Source organism: Citrobacter sp. MGH104, assembly GCF_001034485.1.
In the GTDB taxonomy this organism is placed as follows: Bacteria; Pseudomonadota; Gammaproteobacteria; order Enterobacterales; family Enterobacteriaceae; genus Citrobacter; species Citrobacter freundii.
Genome location: NZ_KQ089818.1, coordinates 1,727,560 through 1,744,676 on the forward strand (window position 1 = coordinate 1,727,560; position 17,117 = coordinate 1,744,676).

Annotated in this window: 16 protein-coding genes; 6 read left to right on the forward strand and 10 right to left on the reverse strand. The window is 51.0% G+C overall.

The features are described from left to right. The first annotated feature begins 135 nt into the window (after positions 1 to 135). Complete coding sequence (locus SK34_RS08050) at positions 136 to 1,611, forward strand: TrkH family potassium uptake protein (RefSeq protein WP_048232785.1); 1,476 nt, start codon at positions 136 to 138, stop codon at positions 1,609 to 1,611. Positions 1,612 to 1,627: 16 nt separating this feature from the next. Here SK34_RS08050 and ftsP read toward each other — a convergent pair whose 3' ends face one another. The 4 genes from ftsP to SK34_RS08070 form a co-directional block, all read right to left on the reverse strand. Continuing rightward, positions 1,628 to 3,040 (reverse strand): cell division protein FtsP, encoded by a 1,413-nt coding sequence (ftsP, locus tag SK34_RS08055; protein ID WP_003024538.1) that lies wholly within the window; start codon positions 3,038 to 3,040, stop codon positions 1,628 to 1,630. A gap of 71 nt (positions 3,041 to 3,111) precedes the next feature. Continuing rightward, positions 3,112 to 3,849, reverse strand: coding sequence for a 1-acylglycerol-3-phosphate O-acyltransferase (gene plsC / locus SK34_RS08060; RefSeq protein ID WP_003024540.1), 738 nt, complete (start codon positions 3,847 to 3,849; stop codon positions 3,112 to 3,114). Between the two features lie 195 nt (positions 3,850 to 4,044). Continuing rightward, a complete protein-coding gene (gene parC / locus SK34_RS08065; protein WP_003024543.1) occupies positions 4,045 to 6,303 on the reverse strand; it encodes a DNA topoisomerase IV subunit A in 2,259 nt (752 codons plus the stop codon). Between the two features lie 118 nt (positions 6,304 to 6,421). Continuing rightward, positions 6,422 to 6,820, reverse strand: coding sequence for a YgiW/YdeI family stress tolerance OB fold protein (locus tag SK34_RS08070; protein ID WP_003024544.1), 399 nt, complete (start codon positions 6,818 to 6,820; stop codon positions 6,422 to 6,424). A 150-nt stretch (positions 6,821 to 6,970) separates the two neighbouring features. Here SK34_RS08070 and qseB point away from each other — a divergent pair, with 150 nt between their 5' ends. Then, complete coding sequence (gene qseB, locus SK34_RS08075) at positions 6,971 to 7,630, forward strand: quorum sensing response regulator transcription factor QseB (RefSeq protein WP_032937384.1); 660 nt, start codon at positions 6,971 to 6,973, stop codon at positions 7,628 to 7,630. Next, on the forward strand, positions 7,627 to 8,976 hold the full coding sequence (gene qseC / locus SK34_RS08080) for a quorum sensing histidine kinase QseC (protein ID WP_048232787.1): 1,350 nt from the start codon (positions 7,627 to 7,629) through the stop codon (positions 8,974 to 8,976). The genes qseB and qseC overlap by 4 nt, the downstream gene beginning before the upstream one ends. Positions 8,977 to 8,983: 7 nt before the next feature. On the opposite strand, the gene SK34_RS08085 is transcribed toward qseC, so the two are convergent. From SK34_RS08085 to SK34_RS24945, 3 genes are read right to left on the reverse strand one after another with little or no spacing between them, the layout of a single operon-like run. Continuing rightward, the gene (locus tag SK34_RS08085) at positions 8,984 to 9,316 is read right to left on the reverse strand and encodes a DUF2645 family protein (protein ID WP_044713727.1); all 333 of its coding nucleotides are present in this window, start codon (positions 9,314 to 9,316) and stop codon (positions 8,984 to 8,986) included. A 6-nt stretch (positions 9,317 to 9,322) separates the two neighbouring features. Further along, positions 9,323 to 10,033 carry a hypothetical protein gene (locus tag SK34_RS24940; protein ID WP_048232789.1) on the reverse strand — a complete coding sequence of 237 codons (711 nt, stop codon included), beginning with the start codon at positions 10,031 to 10,033 and terminating at the stop codon, positions 9,323 to 9,325. A 2-nt stretch (positions 10,034 to 10,035) separates the two neighbouring features. Beyond that, positions 10,036 to 10,515 (reverse strand): Hcp family type VI secretion system effector, encoded by a 480-nt coding sequence (locus SK34_RS24945; protein ID WP_048232791.1) that lies wholly within the window; start codon positions 10,513 to 10,515, stop codon positions 10,036 to 10,038. 252 nt (positions 10,516 to 10,767) lie between these two features. Between SK34_RS24945 and SK34_RS08100 the strand changes: the two genes are divergently transcribed. Then, the gene (locus SK34_RS08100; RefSeq protein ID WP_003838153.1) at positions 10,768 to 11,349 is read left to right on the forward strand and encodes an NAD(P)H-dependent oxidoreductase; all 582 of its coding nucleotides are present in this window, start codon (positions 10,768 to 10,770) and stop codon (positions 11,347 to 11,349) included. A 30-nt stretch (positions 11,350 to 11,379) separates the two neighbouring features. Continuing rightward, positions 11,380 to 11,694, forward strand: coding sequence for a putative quinol monooxygenase (locus tag SK34_RS08105; protein ID WP_003024557.1), 315 nt, complete (start codon positions 11,380 to 11,382; stop codon positions 11,692 to 11,694). A gap of 71 nt (positions 11,695 to 11,765) precedes the next feature. Here SK34_RS08105 and SK34_RS08110 read toward each other — a convergent pair whose 3' ends face one another. From SK34_RS08110 to SK34_RS08120, 3 genes are read right to left on the reverse strand one after another with little or no spacing between them, the layout of a single operon-like run. Beyond that, entirely contained in the window at positions 11,766 to 12,956 is a 1,191-nt protein-coding gene (locus tag SK34_RS08110) for a glycoside hydrolase family 88 protein (protein ID WP_048232792.1), read from the reverse strand. Positions 12,957 to 12,979: 23 nt separating this feature from the next. Further along, a complete protein-coding gene (locus tag SK34_RS08115) occupies positions 12,980 to 14,248 on the reverse strand; it encodes an oligosaccharide MFS transporter (protein ID WP_048232794.1) in 1,269 nt (422 codons plus the stop codon). A 10-nt stretch (positions 14,249 to 14,258) separates the two neighbouring features. After that, positions 14,259 to 16,079 (reverse strand): DUF2264 domain-containing protein, encoded by a 1,821-nt coding sequence (locus SK34_RS08120; RefSeq protein WP_048232797.1) that lies wholly within the window; start codon positions 16,077 to 16,079, stop codon positions 14,259 to 14,261. A 165-nt stretch (positions 16,080 to 16,244) separates the two neighbouring features. On the opposite strand from SK34_RS08120, the gene SK34_RS08125 reads away from it, so the two are divergent. Next, entirely contained in the window at positions 16,245 to 17,096 is an 852-nt protein-coding gene (locus SK34_RS08125; protein ID WP_046670287.1) for a helix-turn-helix transcriptional regulator, read from the forward strand. Positions 17,097 to 17,117: the final 21 nt, after the last annotated feature.

Below are 17,117 nucleotides of genomic sequence, written 5' to 3' on the forward strand. Positions count from 1 at the left end.
AAATGAAGTGGAGTCTGAACCAGGGCAGTAGAAAGTTATATAAATTGTTAAATTTTACGACGCTCATTTTTATCAATCATAATTAACACCATGCCGGCCAGCTGAGATAACTCTTTTTCGGCGGGGGATTTTTCATTGCGACTCAACGATTCACTGCATATTTCCCAGCTACGGGTTGTTGTTCACCTGTGTGGGTTTCTGGTTCTTCTCTACAGCTTTTCTATGCTGCCACCGATGACCATCGCTTTGTTAAACAAAGAGCGGAGCTTGTTCGCTTTTTTCAGCACATTTATGACTTTCTTCACCCTCGGCGGCGGGGCGTGGCTGGCAACCAAACATGCGGGTATTCAACTGCGAACACGGGATGGTTTCGTTATTATCGTCCTGTTCTGGCTGTTGTTTTCGTTTATCAGCGCGATGCCGATGTGGATGGACGATGGCTTAAACCTCTCCTTTGCGGATGCCCTGTTTGAAGGGGTTTCCGGGATTACCACCACGGGCGCAACGGTAATTGGCGACGTCAGCGCCATGCCGAAGTCGTATCTCTACTATCGGGCTCAGCTCAATTTTATTGGTGGCCTGGGTGTTATTGTCCTCGCCGTGGCGGTATTACCGCTTTTGGGTATCGGCGGCATGAAGCTGTATCAGTCTGAAATGCCGGGTCCCTTCAAAGAAGAACGGCTCACTCCAAGGCTTGCCGATACTGCACGTACGCTGTGGCTGACCTATGTCATTCTGGGTCTAATCTGTACTCTGGCCTACTGGGCTGCCGGGATGTCGTTCTTCGATGCCTTATGCCACGGGCTGTCGACGGTTTCTCTCGGCGGATTTTCCACTCGCAGTGAAAGCATCGGCTTCTATAACAGCCATGCGATCGAGCTGGTCGCTGGGGTATTTTCCCTGCTGTCCGCGTTTAACTTCACCCTCTGGTACGTGGCTATCGCGAAACGTACCTTCAAACCCTTTCGTCGTAATGCCGAACTGCGTTTCTTTTTGCTTATTGCGTTGGTTGTCACTCTGATCGCCACCTGGCAAGTTTGGCGGGCAGGCATGTATGGATTAACGGACAGCCTGGTGCATGCTTTTTTTCTGGCCAGTTCGATGCTGACAGATAATGGCCTGTCGACGGCGGATTACGCGCAGTGGCCTTCGCACACGATCTTCATGCTGCTCAGCGCCAGTTTCTTCGGCGGTTGTGTGGGATCGACCTGCGGGGGGATTAAGGTGCTACGTTTTTTGATTATGTTCAAGCAGTGCCGTCAGGAGTTACACCAGCTCGCGCATCCCCGTGCCCTGCTGAACATTAAAGTGGGCAATAGCGTGGTAAGCGACCGGGTGGTGCGTTCGGTATGGAGCTTTTTCTTTCTCTACGTTTTGTTCACCAGCTTTTTTATCTGGGCGCTCAATCTGATGGGCTACGATCTCTTCTCCTCTTTTGCCACCGTCGCCGCCTGCATCAACAATATGGGGCTAGGATTTGGCGTCACCGCCACGACATTTGGCACCTTAAATGAGGAAGCAAAGCTACTGATGTGCGCGGCCATGATCATGGGGCGTCTGGAGATTTACCCCATTCTGATCCTGTTCTCGCGCATGTTCTGGCGGGCATAACGGAAATCCCGGCGCATTACGGCGCCGGGTTCACCAACATCTGTCCGATTGAGCCGCGATCTGCCATTTCCAGCGTCTGGCTATTAAAGTAGAACGGGAAATGGGCCCAGGAAGGCTGTCCGTAATAAACCAGTAATTCAACCTGGCCGTCAACCCAGACGGTATCTTTCCAGCCTCTGTCTTCCGGGAACGGCATCGCGCCATTCACATTACGGATCAGGAACGAGACGCCTTCAATATGGAAGGACTGGGGCATATCCGCCCGCACAGTCCAGCGCTCCCAGGAGCCCTGCTGAGCGGTAATATCCATACGATTGACGTCCCACAGCTGACCGTTGATGCCAGGGTCATCGTCCAGGCTGATATCACGGCTGCGAATCGGCGAACCGCTGAGGATTTCCGTTGGCAGCAGGCGCATTGGCAGGCTGTCAGTCACCAGCGGCAGAAGCCCCGTTGGACGCAGAGTCAGCACCAGCGTGGAGATGAGAATACTGGAAGGCTCAAAGAACCCGCGGATCCTGTCGACAATACTGGCTGCCTCGCCACAGGTGATAGAGACCTCATTACCGTTCGTCATATCCACCAGGATCTCACGACGCTCGCCAGGCGCAAGCGAAAGCTGCTTCACCGAAACGGGCGCAGGTAAAAAGCCCTGATCGCTGGAAATCACATGCAGCGCACGGCCATCGCTCATTTGCAGCTGGTAACGACGCGAGTTTGAAGCGTTCAGTAAACGCAAGCGCACCCAGCCGCGGGAGACTTCGACATACGGGCTTTGCGCCCCATTGACCAGCAACGTATCACCGACAAAGCCACCGCTGCCGGGCTCGCTGTATTCCGGCGTGCCAAAGTTGTCCAACCGCTTGTCCTGGATAATGACCGGAAAATCATCCACGCCATAGTGGTTGGGAATAGACAGTGATTTACTCACTTCATCTTCAACCAGCCACATCCCGGCAAGGCCGTTATAGACCTGCTGAGCAGTACGATTTGGCGTATTGGCGTGATACCACAACGTGGCGGCATTCTGGCGAATCGGTAGCACCGGCGCCCAGTCAGCATTCGGGGACATCATGCGCGCCGGGCCGCCCATCAGCGGGCCTGGTACCTGTAACCCGGCGACGGTCATCGAGACATTCTCAGTCAGACGGTTGCTGTAGATAAGCTTGACGTCATCCCCTTTCCAGACGCGAATTGTCGGTCCCAGGTAGCGGCCGTTAATTCCCCAGACAGGTGCGCGCGTGCCTTGTGTAAAGGACCAGTGCGCACGTTGCAGCGTCATAAATAGCGGCTGCCCCCGGCGGGATTCCAGCAGCGGAGGCACAGGTAACGGTTGTTGCTGACCGGCAGCATTAGCCTTCAGCGGAACAGCACCTGCACACAGTGCGATCCCCGATGCCTGAATGAACTGACGCCGACTGAATGACATATAAACTCCATAAAAAACTGGCTATTAACACGCAGGAAGTCATTTCCTGTAAAAAACCCGAATTGCGCGGATTAAACCTTACCGGCGGCTTCCCGCTCAGCAACTTCTTTATCGAGCTCTGCGATTTTTTGTTCCATCAACGTGCGGCAATGTGCTGCCAGTTCACGAACCTGATCTTTGCCAAAGTGGCTAATATCCACCGGCGGCAACATCTCGACAATCGCCAGACCATTATTGAGTCTGTTTAATTTTATCTTGTTCGAGGTTGTGGAAACGCATACCGGAATGACCGGGACACCAGCAGCAATCGCTGCATGGAACGCGCCGGTTTTAAACGGAAGCAGACCGCGACCGCGGCTACGCGTTCCTTCCGGGAACATCCAGATAGAAATGCGGCGTTTTTTGAAATGATTAACCACGGCAGCAATGGTGCTGTGTGCTTTTGCGCGGTTATTTCTGTCAATCAGCAGGTTACCGGTTAACCAGTACAGCTGCCCGAAGAAAGGGATCCACAGCAGGCTTTTTTTACCTACCGTCACCGTCGGCGGTTGAACGATATTCGCAGCAGTAACCATGTCATAGTTGTTCTGATGGTTACAAATATAGATAGCATTACCATAGTTCTGCGCGTCTGCCGGCATGCGGCACTCGACCTTCAGACCATAAAGGGGAGCCAGGCGGCCAAACATATGACCGAACGTTGCAACGTGTTTTGGATTTCGCGGGCTGAACAGACAGTATATGCAACCGAAAATACAGACCAGAACGCAGTAAATAACAGTAATAATTAAACGAAAAATATATAGCATAACAACCTCTAAGGCCTAAGAGCCTGGCATTTTACGTCACCTGATTCATCACGCGGTATCAGGTTAGGGCTTTGTTAAGGGCGGCTCTCTGGAAAAGCGTATTGTTAATCGCAACGCACGAATAAACAACGGTTTCACGGGAATTTTTAACGTTGGCTCTCCCTGGGCTTTAACAGGGAGAGCCGGACGGTAGCGTTATTCTTCGCTGTCGCCGTGACTGGCGCGTCGAGGCGAGTCAATCTCAATGCTGTCGATACGCTGCAGACCACGCATTAGCGTGCCGCGACGGCCGCGCTCGCCGGTCACTTTCTGCAACTCTTCGGGACGCAGTTTGATTTTGCGCTTACCGACGTGGATAGTCAGCGTGCTCTGCGGCGGCAGCACGTAAAGTTGCGCCAGACCATCCTCGCCTTTCGCCGCTTCCGCTGAAGGGATATTAATGATCTTGTTCCCTTTGCCTTTCGACAACTGCGGTAAATCGCTCACCGGGAACATCAACATGCGACCAGCCTGAGTAATCGCCAGCAGCATATCGGTTTCATCTTCAATCACCACCGGCTGCATGACACGCGCATTCTCTGGCAGCGTAATCAATGCCTTACCTGCACGGTTACGTGCTACCAGGTCATTGAAGGTGCAGACAAAACCATAGCCCGCATCCGATGCCATCAGCAGTTTCTGATCATCGCCTTCCATCAGCATGTGCTCAACCGTCGCGCCCGGCGGCAGAGTGAGCTTCCCGGTCAGCGGTTCACCCTGACCGCGCGCCGACGGCAGCGTAATCGGATCGATGGCATAGCTGCGGCCGGTCGAGTCCACGAACACCACCGGCTGATTGCTCTTACCCTTCACTGCCGACTTAAAGCTGTCGCCCGCTTTATAGCTTAATCCCGGCGCATCGATGTCGTGGCCTTTCGCGCTACGCACCCAGCCACTCTGGGACAGCACAATGGTCACCGGCTCAGACGGCAGCATGTCGTGCTCGCTCATCGCCTTCGCTTCTTCGCGCTCCTGCAGCGGAGAACGACGATCGTCGCCATAGGCCTCAGCGTCAGCCTGCAGTTCTTTCTTCAGCAGGTTATTCATTTTACGTTCAGAAGCCAGAATGGCCTGCAACTGATCGCGCTCTTTCGCCAGTTCATCCTGCTCGCCGCGGATTTTCATCTCTTCGAGTTTGGCAAGATGGCGCAATTTCAGCTCAAGGATGGCTTCAGCCTGGGTTTCAGAAATACCAAACCGCGACATCAGCTCTGGCTTAGGTTCATCTTCATGACGAATAATTTCGATTACTTCGTCAATATTGAGGAACGCCACCAGCAAGCCTTCAAGGATGTGTAGGCGCTTGAGCACTTTTTCCAGACGATAATTCAGGCGGCGGCGCACGGTATCGCGGCGGAACGCCAGCCATTCGGTGAGGATCTCCAGCAGGTTTTTCACCGCCGGACGCCCATCAAGACCGATCATGTTCAGGTTGATGCGGTAACTTTTTTCCAGATCGGTGGTGGCAAACAGGTGGTTCATCACCTGCTCCATATCCACGCGATTGGAGCGCGGGACAATCACCAGACGAGTCGGGTTTTCGTGATCCGATTCGTCGCGCAGGTCGTCTACCATCGGCAGCTTTTTATTGCGCATTTGAGCAGCGATCTGCTCCAGCACTTTTGCCCCGGAAACCTGATGCGGCAGCGCGGAAATCACCACCGCGCCGTCTTCTTTCGTCCATACCGCACGCATACGTACGGAGCCGCGTCCGTTTTCGTAAATCTTACGAATCTCCGCGCGCGAGGTAATGATCTCCGCTTCGGTCGGGTAATCCGGCCCCTGCACGATATCCAGCAACTGATCCAGCGTCGTTTTCGGCTGCTCAATCAGAGTAATCGCTGCTTTTGCCACTTCACGCAGGTTGTGCGGCGGAATGTCCGTTGCCATACCAACGGCAATACCGGTCGTACCGTTGAGCAGAATATTTGGCAGACGCGCAGGCAGCATCTTCGGCTCCTGCATGGTGCCGTCGAAGTTCGGCACCCAGTCCGACGTGCCCTGACCGAGTTCACCCAGCAGGACTTCCGCATATTTAGACAGGCGGGATTCGGTATAACGCATCGCCGCGAAGGATTTCGGATCGTCCGGCGCCCCCCAGTTCCCCTGCCCGTCAACCAGCGGATAACGGTAAGAGAACGGCTGCGCCATCAGCACCATCGCTTCATAGCAGGCGCTGTCGCCGTGCGGATGGTATTTACCCAGCACGTCACCGACGGTACGGGCGGATTTTTTAAATTTGGCGCTGGCATTCAGCCCCAGTTCGGACATCGCGTACACGATGCGACGCTGAACGGGTTTCAAACCATCGCCAATAAACGGCAACGCCCTATCCATGATGACGTACATGGAATAGTTCAGATAGGCGTTTTCCGTGAATTCATGCAGCGCCAGGCGCTCTGCCATATCGCTCATTAATCGTGGTTCCTCAACTTTGTACCCCTCTATTGAAGGGCAATATTGCCGCAGATACTACCCTATCTGGCGTGTTGAGTCACAAAGAAAAGGGCCGCGAATGCGGCCCTGATGGGGATTACTTAGCAACTTTGGTAATCTGTTTCACGTCGATTTCAACGGAGTTCCAGTCTTTATCCACTTCACCCTGGATTTCAACCACATCCTGCGGTGTGACGGTTACGCCGTTCCAGCGCTTGTGGTCGATATCCACATTCACTGTGCCGGTCGCATCTTTAAACACATACAGGTCGTCGGAAATACGCTCAACGATGTTCCCGCGCAGGGTAACCCAGGTGTCATCACGCAGTGATTTGGCGCTTTCTACTGTCGTGCTGCTACCGTTAGGGCCGACAAATCCGCCGTTTTGGCTCTGCGTAGTGGTTGTCGTTGGCCCAGAGAAGCCGCCCTGCTGAGCTGCCAGAACAGGTGCGGAACACAGTGCCATTACGGCAACCATTGCAGCTAATTTTTTCATCGTCATGTCTCCCTTTCATGTTGGTTTACGACTATTAAATAAGTTAATCCTTAACAATTTCTTAAGGCAAAAAAAGATACTTTTTTTACTGTACAGAGACTGTAGCCACAGGTTTACTGACTGCAAATGAGTTATCGCAGGGAAGAACATATGCGTATTTTACTGATCGAAGATGACACGTTGATTGGCGATGGCCTGAAAACAGGTCTGAGTAAAATGGGTTTCAGCATTGACTGGTTTACCGAAGGCCGCCAGGGGAAAGAAGCACTCTACAGCGCACCTTATGATGCGATAATCCTCGACCTGACACTGCCAGGCATAGACGGACGGGACATTTTGCGAGAATGGCGAGCTAACGGGAAGCAGGAGCCGGTACTGATTCTGACCGCTCGCGACGCGCTGGCGGAACGCGTTGAAGGCCTGCGCCTGGGCGCAGATGACTATCTGTGTAAACCCTTTGCGCTGATCGAAGTTGCTGCCAGACTGGAGGCGCTGGTGCGTCGTGCCAGCGGCCAGGCCAGCAACACATTGCGCCATGGCCAGGTAACGCTCGATCCTGGCGCATTGGTCGCCACGGCGGCGGGTGAACCTTTGTCACTCAAACCTAAAGAGTTCGCACTGCTGGAACTGCTGATGCGCAACAAAGGTCGCGTCCTGCCCCGCAAACTGATTGAAGAAAAACTGTATACCTGGGACGAAAATGTCTCCAGCAATGCGGTTGAGGTCCACGTTCATCACTTACGCCGTAAGCTCGGCAGCGACTTTATCCGTACCGTGCATGGCATTGGCTACACCCTGGGTGACGCATGAAACTCACACAACGCCTCAGCCTGCGCGTCAGGCTAACGCTTATTTTTCTGATTCTGGCATCAGCCACCTGGGCCGTATCCAGTTTTGTGGCCTGGAGGCAGACTACCGATAATGTCGATGAGCTGTTTGATACCCAACTGATGCTGTTCGCCAAGCGGCTTAGCACGCTGGATATCAGCGATGTCACCACCTCAAGCAATATGGCCCGCACGCCAAAGAAACTGAAGCATGGCCATATTGATGACGACGCACTGGCGTTTGCCATCTACTCCACCGACGGCAAAATGGTGCTACACGATGGCGATAATGGCCAGGATATTCCCTACAGCTACAGCCGGGAAGGGTTTAGCGACGGCCAACTCAGGGGCGACAGCGATTCCTGGCGCTTCCTGTGGCTAAATTCCGCTGATGGGAAATATCGCATTGTGGTGGGCCAGGAGTGGGAATATCGGGAGGATATGGCGCTGTCGATCCTTACTGCACAATTAACCCCGTGGCTGGTTGCGCTGCCGCTGATGTTGCTGATCCTGGTGGTCATGCTGAGTCGCGAACTCAGGCCGCTAAAAAAACTGGCGCAAGCTCTGCGCTGGCGCGCCCCGGAATCAGAAGAGCCGCTCGACTCGAAAGGTGTGCCAAGCGAAGTGCGCCCGCTGGTTGAATCGCTAAATCAGCTGTTTACCCGCATCCACTCAATGATGGTGCGTGAACGCCGCTTCACTTCTGATGCCGCCCATGAGCTGCGCAGTCCGTTGACCGCGCTGAAGGTGCAAACCGAAGTGGTGCAACTGTCAGACGACGACCCGCAAACGCGGGAAAAAGCGCTGGCGCAGCTACATGCGGGAATTGAACGCGCCACCCGACTGGTCGATCAGCTCCTGACGCTTTCGCGCCTCGACTCCCTCGATAATCTTCAGGATGTGGCGGAAATTTCATTGGAGGAGCTACTGCAATCCGCGGTGATGGATATCTACCACCCGGCCCAGCAGGCGCACATTGACGTACGTTTGCAGATTAACGCACACAATATTATGCGCACAGGACAGCCGCTGTTGCTGAGCCTGATGGTACGAAATCTGCTGGATAATGCCATTCGCTACAGTCCACAGGGGAGCATTGTGGAAGTGACGCTCAACGCCCGCAATTTCAGCGTCAAAGATAATGGTCCTGGCGTTGCGCCGGAGGTACTTACACACATCGGTGAACGTTTTTATCGTCCACCGGGACAAAGCGTGACCGGCAGCGGTCTCGGCCTGTCAATTGTCCGCCGTATCGCAACACTGCATGGAATGTCAGCCTCGTTTGGCAACGCACCGGAAGGCGGGTTTGAAGCTAAGATCAGTTGGTAGACCAGACTTAGTGGCAATTTAAATAACGCCCCCAAAAAAGCCACCAGCCGAAGAAAAGGCAGGTGGCTATCGCGAGACAAGATAACCAGAAATCAAACATTCTTCGGACATAGAGTTTTCTGATGAGGATAATGATAAGCGGTGTAAGCAAAAAAAAGGCTGCAACGGCAGCCTGCAAACTGCGGTTATCGTTTGACACGACAGGTATACTACAAATTGAGTCATCCAGTTCAAGCATCCAACTGTATTTATTGAAGGCAAAAAATGTGTCGGTTAACCAATATGCAAGGACTATGTATATAAACACTTCAAGTATGGATATTATTTTTTCTTTTAACATATATAATTACTCTCTAAGTAATGTTCTGATATGTTCTCTTATTTCCAGCAATCTCATACCATAGGATATATAGTTATAGTCTTCTGTACCTCGTTTGGGTAGATTTCTTATTAATCGGATGAAATCGTCTAAACGCCTTTGAACTCCCCGATTATACCTCACACCTGCCATTATGTATTGCTCATCGGTCATATAAAGTGTTGCTACATCAGGATAATCATAGAGAATAAGATCTCTCAAATAATTTGCTGTAACACGCAAGTTAAAATCATCCTCCATGAGACAAGTTGCTAACTCCAACTGATCCCTGGTAGTCAGTTCCGAAGGATCAAGACCAAATGTAACAGCCGCAACGCGTATCTGTGCTGCTACCGAACCAAATGATGTTTTATCTATAGGCTTATTCGCCAACCCGATCATTCTTTTAGCTTCAAAAACTTGAAATTTAAAATTTTCAGGCATTCCTCCTGATTCAATCCATGCTACTGCACCAAGCAGGTCAGAGCGTATCCCCGCAGCATTAGCATGATTAATGATTTTATCTCTGTTGTATTGTACATATGCATCTTTATAGGCATTCAAATAAAAAACTCCTGAACGACCACGCGCATCATTTCTACCCAACTTCCAAAATAAAACATCAATTTCATCCCATTTCCGAAATTTTGTCTGTGGGATAGTACAGAAACGGTTTTTCAACACAAAATCAGTTTTCATTGTCAAAAAATCCTTTCATCCCATAAGCTATATGATTCAGTACCGGCAATAAGATGTTTCCATGTAATATTTTTATAACTCAGCATAACAATTTCCTCTGGTTGATTACCAACATGAGTTAGCGCATGAGGATAGCAGGATGAGATGTTAGACAAATAAACTTCCTGTAACTCAATAGAGTAAAATCTTTCAATACCACCACCGGAGGCGGTTCTATAAAAGTCAAATACAACCGATAATTTTTCATTTTCAGATATCGCAGCACTTAACAAGGGTGATGACTTATCTATCGGTTTATAAAATTTCACAGGATGATGTAAAACATTATGCTCTCGACTAATAGAATGATCGAATTGCAGGACAAAAATTTCATCAGTGTGATTTATTTGGTATTTATTACCAATAGAAGCAGATGTTCCACAACCAGCAGAAATCATGCCCTGCTTTTCACCGGTAACAGTCGCATATATAATATTGGCCATTGTTATCCCTCAGTATATTGATGTTTTTGGAAAACTAGCCACAGCATTTTATTCCTTCACTAGGATAAAAAATCTCTTCCCCTATCAGTTACACACATTTCAGAATTCATTTAGCCTTATACTCAGCTAATCACTCTTGGCTCGCAAAAAATTATTGCTATAAACGCAAAAGACTTTGCACATTTTGCTAATTTCACCGCACCGCTGGTGGGGGTAAAATCGTCCTCAAACGTATTTCCTTGAGGACACAAAATGAGCAACATTCTGATTATCAACGGGGCGAAAAAATTCGGCCATTCTAATGGCCAACTGAATGACACCCTGACCGAGGTCGCGGACGGTATCCTGCGCGACCTCGGGCATGATGTTAAAGTCGTACGCGCGGACAGCGATTATGACGTAAAAACAGAAGTGCAGAATTTCGTCTGGGCCGATGCGGTTATCTGGCAGATGCCAGGCTGGTGGATGGGCGCACCGTGGACCGTGAAAAAATACATCGATGACGTGTTTACCGAAGGTCACGGCACGCTGTACGCCAGCGATGGCCGCACACGTTCAGATGCCTCTAAAAAATATGGCTCCGGCGGGCTGATTCAGGGCAAAAAATACATGCTGTCCCTGACCTGGAACGCACCGATGGAAGCCTTCACTGAAAAAGACCAGTTCTTCCATGGCGTTGGTGTTGATGGCGTCTATCTCCCGTTCCATAAAGCAAACCAGTTCCTGGGAATGGAAGCGCTGCCGACCTTTATCACCAATGACGTGATTAAAATGCCGGACGTCCCGCGTTATATCGCAGAATATCGCAAGCATCTGACCGAAATTTTTGGTTAACTGGTAACCTGGAATTAGAAGGAGTTAACCATGCTTACCGTTATTGCAGAAATCCGTACACGTCCAGGTCAACATCACCGCCAGGCGGTACTGGATCAGTTTGCTAAAATCGTTCCGACCGTACTGAAAGAAGAAGGCTGCCACGGCTATGCGCCGATGGTGGATCATGCCGCAGGTGTGAGTTTTCAGACCACAGCGCCAGATTCAATCGTGATGGTTGAGCAGTGGGAAAGCATCGCGCATCTTGAAGCGCATTTGCAGACCCCGCATATGAAAGCCTACAGCGAAGCCGTAAAAGGTGACGTGCTGGACATGAATATTCGTATTCTGGAGTCGGGTATTTAAGGTTGTCGATTTGCCGGATGAGGCATTCAGGCCACCATCCGGCATTCAACCGCAGCGCCACCGGACACTCATTACCAGTACAGCTTCCAGCTCTGAGTGAAGCGCATTAACGCTTCAACGTAGAAGTAATCCCCCCAGCTTGCACACTCATCGACCCCTTTGTTGCTCGACAGGTGATACACCGAGTGTTTCAGTAGCCCGTTCCCCTGCTCATCTTTGCCCATCAGATAATACCTGGTCAGCGAAGACATGATCCCCATCGCCCACTGCTGATAGCGCTCACGATCCGGATCGGTCACCGGCAGATGTTTAATCAGCTCCAGCAGACCACAGACGGCAATCGCCGCCGAAGATGAATCGCGCAGCGCATCGGTTCCGACTAATGCCAGATCCCAGTGGCAAACGGCATCTTCCGGCAAGCGATTAAGAAAGTAGTTGGCCAGCTTTTTCGACAGCTGCACCATTTGTGTATCGCCAGTGTAAATATAGCTCAGCAGAAAACCATAAATCCCCCATGCCTGCCCACGCGACCAGCAAGAATCATCAGCATAGCCCTGCTGCGTATTACCGTAACGCGGTGCGCCGGTTTGCACGTCCATATAGTAGGTGTGGAAGGTCGACGCATCCTGGCGGATCAGATATTTGGCTGCCTGCGCAACGTGGGCCTTCGCCGCATTCGCAAAACGCGGATCGCCCGTTTGCTCGCTAGCCCAGTACAGCAGCGGCAGATTCATATTGCAGTCAATGATCATCCGTCCTGCCTGATCGGGATCGCGAAGATCGCCCCACGCCTGGATGATCTGCGCCTTTTCATGAAAACGCTCCAACAGCGCTTCTGCCGCCATCAGGGAAAAACCTCGAGCATCGCGATTGCCGGTCAATCGCCAGGCCGCCACACAGGAAAGCGTGTAGAGGAATCCCAGGTCGTGGGTGTTGGTATCGTGGCGTCCGGCAATACGCAGACCAAACGAACGCACATGCTTCTCCGCCATCTCACGAAATTTGCTCTCACCACTCATTTCCCACGCCAGCCATAACTGCCCGGTCCAGAAGCTGGTCGTCCATTCCACATTCTCTGTCAGTGGGTAATAACCTTGCACACAGGTTTCGGCAGGAAATTGTTCACCGAATTCCGTTAAATGACGGCTAATCAATTCGAGGACATCTTCTCGGGCGCAACTTATTTGATCCTGAAAACTGCCGGGATTAACCGGACTGCCAGGAAATACGCGCAACGATTCCTCAACGATATGATTTAACATATTTCGGTTCCTTATGACGTAAATTATTTTGCAGGGGTATTTTCAGCAATATCGAGAGCGATATTTTTGCCACGTTTGCTCTGACAGGCTGATAAAGTAAATGCCGATATCAATGTAAAGGTCAGCGCCACAATGCCCATAATGATATATGTCTTCTCAAAGCCTATCCGGTCGTACATTAATCCGGCAGGAGAGGAAACCACCACGTTACCGACATACAGCATCGCCTGATAACCCAGTAAATACATGGTCGCATTGACACGTTTATCAAAATGCTCGGCAATATATTTGAAGACGGAAACCAGTAATAAACAGATCTCCAGGCCGTATAGCGGCTTCAGCACAGAAATTAATAAATGAGAGTCACATAGCCCAGATATCACCAATCGCGCGCCCACCAGCGCCCCAACAATCAGCAGACCACGCTTCGCGCCAATATAATTGACGAATAGCGGAATGACCATGTACATGACAAATTCCATTCCCGACTGCACGGTGCCCAGATAACCAAAGACGGCGTTCCCTTCATGTACATCGGCAAAGAAAGTGACGAAGTAGCGGGAGAACTGCTGCTCCGCGATAAACATCATCCACGCCACGCCCGCAACGTACAGGCAGAATGCCCAAAATTTGCGATTACGCAGCAGGGCGTAAACATCCGTCGGGGAGATTTTCTCTTTAGTTATCACCTCCGAGGCGTTGGCCGCATTGACATTGACTTTCAGACTCACCAGAACAACCAGCATCACCACTGACGTCAGGCTGCCGAGCATAAAGTTATAGGCCGGTGAGAGGTTAAACAGCAGGCCAGAGAACGATGACGCCACCGCCCAGCCAAGCGACCCCCACATACGGATCTGCCCAAACTCCATGCCGTTCAGACGGCTGTAGCGGTCAGAATAAGATTCACAGGCCGCCACCCCGGCATACCACGCAAAGCTCAAGTAAATCGCGCCAACTATAATACCCAGCATGGTATTGGAGAGTAATAATGGCTGATAGACATAAATAAAAAACGGTGCCATTAACGCTGACATCACTACGACGAAATAGAGCAGATATTTGCTCATACCTATTTTATCGAGGATATAACCATAAATAGGCTTCAGAATAACCGAGAAAATACCATTCACAGCAAATACGGTGCCAATCACTGTACCGCTCAACTGCGCTTTTTGCCCCAACCAGATAGCCAACAAACCAATACTTGCGGACCAGGTAAAGAAATAAAGGAATATAAAACTGCTTATTTTATAATATTCAGTCCGATTTCCCGTTGAATTATTTTTCATACCACCCTCGCTATAAAAAGAACGACAACTGGCGTGCACTTTCAGGTTGCTGAATAACAACCTGGTTATTGTTGATGGATAGCTGCGGAACGGCTGAGTACTGTCTTTGCTGCCCGCTAGCACTCACGGCGCAGCAAAGCCAGCTTTCGCCCTGCGGGATTTCGCTGGTCAACACAGGAATCGACGCACATTCAGGGAACATGATGCTACTGTTCGGCGGCGTGACCACGCTGTCTGGCTGGCGAACTATGGACGGCGACAGATCAACGATAACGCTGGTTCCGTTGCATGCCGCAAGGAGGCATCCACACTCACATAACCGAGGCTCGGCTTTCATCACCGCAAATCCCCCTTCCACCGTTTGCAGCGTTCGCGCACTGTTAATACGGTGCAGGCGAAGATGCCATTCGCCAAACGGGACAAGCCAGGTCTCAATCATCACGTCATGCCAGGGAGCCCAGCGGGACCAGATAAAATTCTCATCGACCCGAACCTCGTCGCACTGACGACGGCCACGATAGTAGCCATCGCCGTCCGCCAACAGCAGCATAGAGTCACAGGCTGCATGTTTGATGCCGTAACGGCCGCGCTCAATGGTGAAACCAAAGCGGCTGGAGTAGGCAAATTTGGTGTATTTGGCTTCGGTATTAACGTAGTTGTTCAGTTCAAGCTGGCCTGAGGTCAACATCATGACATGCTCAGAATGCTCACTATGCTGCAGGATCTGCGCAGCATGGGGGATAACACGTTTTTCAACCAGTTGCGGTAGCGCCAGCTCTTCAGCCTGCCAGAATGGATGATCCTCCGGCAGTGCAAGAATCAAAAAAACCTTCAATGCCCAATAAGGCGATCCCGGCGAGTTGTAGTCTTCACACATCGCCAGATTCGGGTAGGCAAACCCCAGCGTCAGAATGCCATCACGATCGAAAATCGGCTGCTTCTGCCACCAGCGCAAATGACGCAGGATCACCCCTTTGATTATGCCTGGCGAAAGAACATCCAGTTCGGCAAACGCCACCGCGCTCCAGAAGGCAACCATGGCAAAGCGGTAGGTCAGGCTGCGGCCAAACGGCACCGATGCGCCGTCAGCGGCGGACAGGTAAATAAAATCTTCGGCAAACAAGCGCGAACGTTCACGCAGAACGACAGCGCGTTCGGTGTCATCCGGGCTGAGGGTGGCATACAACAGGCCGTAGAAGTGAAAAGCCATTGAGATGTAGTAATCTTTCGGTCGACCGGGACCATCGGAATACCAACCGTCACCAAGATAGTAGGCTTCCATCAGCTCAAAGCGGCGATCGATAGCTGCCTGATCGTAAGGCAGACCTGCACGCTTGAAACCAAGCTGAACGATAATCGCAAAGTAGTTCCAGTTGCTGTCCGGCATTTGCGAGTCGGTTATCTGATTCAGCCAGCGGTGCAGATTCTCGCGTTCGCTCAGGGAGAAATGCTGCGTTAATTGCGTCTGTAACAATGCCAGACCCAGGCCATAAGCAGCCATCTCAACCAGACGCTGATCGTAAGGACCGGTGTCTCCCCAGTAATGTGGGCTTTGTGGGTCAGTACCGAGTTTTATCGCCTGAATGTACTTTTCGGCAAACGGCACTTTAGCCCCGCCTGCCATCAGAGGAAATAGCCCCCATAACGCCCGGGAAAGCCCTTCCATACAGGCAATATCCGCGCTGTAGTGAGCACAGGTATTGCCAAGAGAAAACTGAGCCTGTCCCGCCGGAAACTGCCGATCCAGCGCACGTAAAATGGCGTTAACCGCACACGTTACGTCTTCGCGTGATGACAATGGATTTGATTTTTCTTCAGTTGCTGACCACATAATCTGCCCCTCTGAATTAAGTGGCTAAAGAATAGTGAATCGCAGAGCAGCAGAAATGTTACGTCAATCACAGCACCAGAATTAAAGTAAAACAGTGATTGAGAAAATTTAAAAATAGGGTTTATAAATTACCATTCGGCGGCAAAAATTTAAATTTATTGCACTATGACTTTATCCTCACCACAAGAACGTCTGGAGCTGATCGCCCTTAATGATGCGGTTGCGTCGTTCAGCCGTTTATTCGCCAATACGGTGCGTTATCACCACTGGCATCAGTGTCTGGAAGTGCTGTATGTGGAAGAAGGCTTTGGCGTGGTTACGGTTGACCATAAGCAATACACCATGCGACCGGGACGAATGTTCTTTTTCCCGCCGTTTACCCTACACAAGATCTGGGTCGATGAGCAGGCGCGGGATGGTTATCGACGTACCATTATTCATCTCGATCAACATGCGGTACTGAAGGTGCTGCGCGACTTGCCTCATACTCAACAGCATCTGCAAAATCTGAGCATTCGCGGCAGTGAAGCATGGGTCGTCGACGCGGCGGATGTTCATCCACATGTTGATTTTCTCTTCAGCCGTTATGAAAAAATGGCCGCTCAAAAACCGCTGAGCACTGAGCAGGTTGCCTGTCTGTTAGTCAATTTATTCAGCCTGTTACCCGACGATAATGGCAATATGCCGGAAATTAGCAGCGGAATTGCCAGTCAGGTGATGTTCTGGCTGGATGAACATTACACTCACAAATTTAGTCTGGCAGCGCTGGCGCAGGAACTGAATAAATCAAAAAGCTATGTATCCCGCCGCTTCCAGATGGAAACGGGCGAGAGCATTCTCGACTATCTCAATACGCTGCGGTTACGCAAAGCCTGTGAAGCGCTGTTACACAGTGAAATCAGCGTGCGGGAGATTGCCCAAAAGGTGGGATTTTCAGAGGTAACATACTTCATCAGCGCCTTCGGTAAAGGCATTGGCGAGACGCCGTTGCAGTATCGCAAGCGGCATAAACAATAACGCCGGAAAGCACGTTGCTTT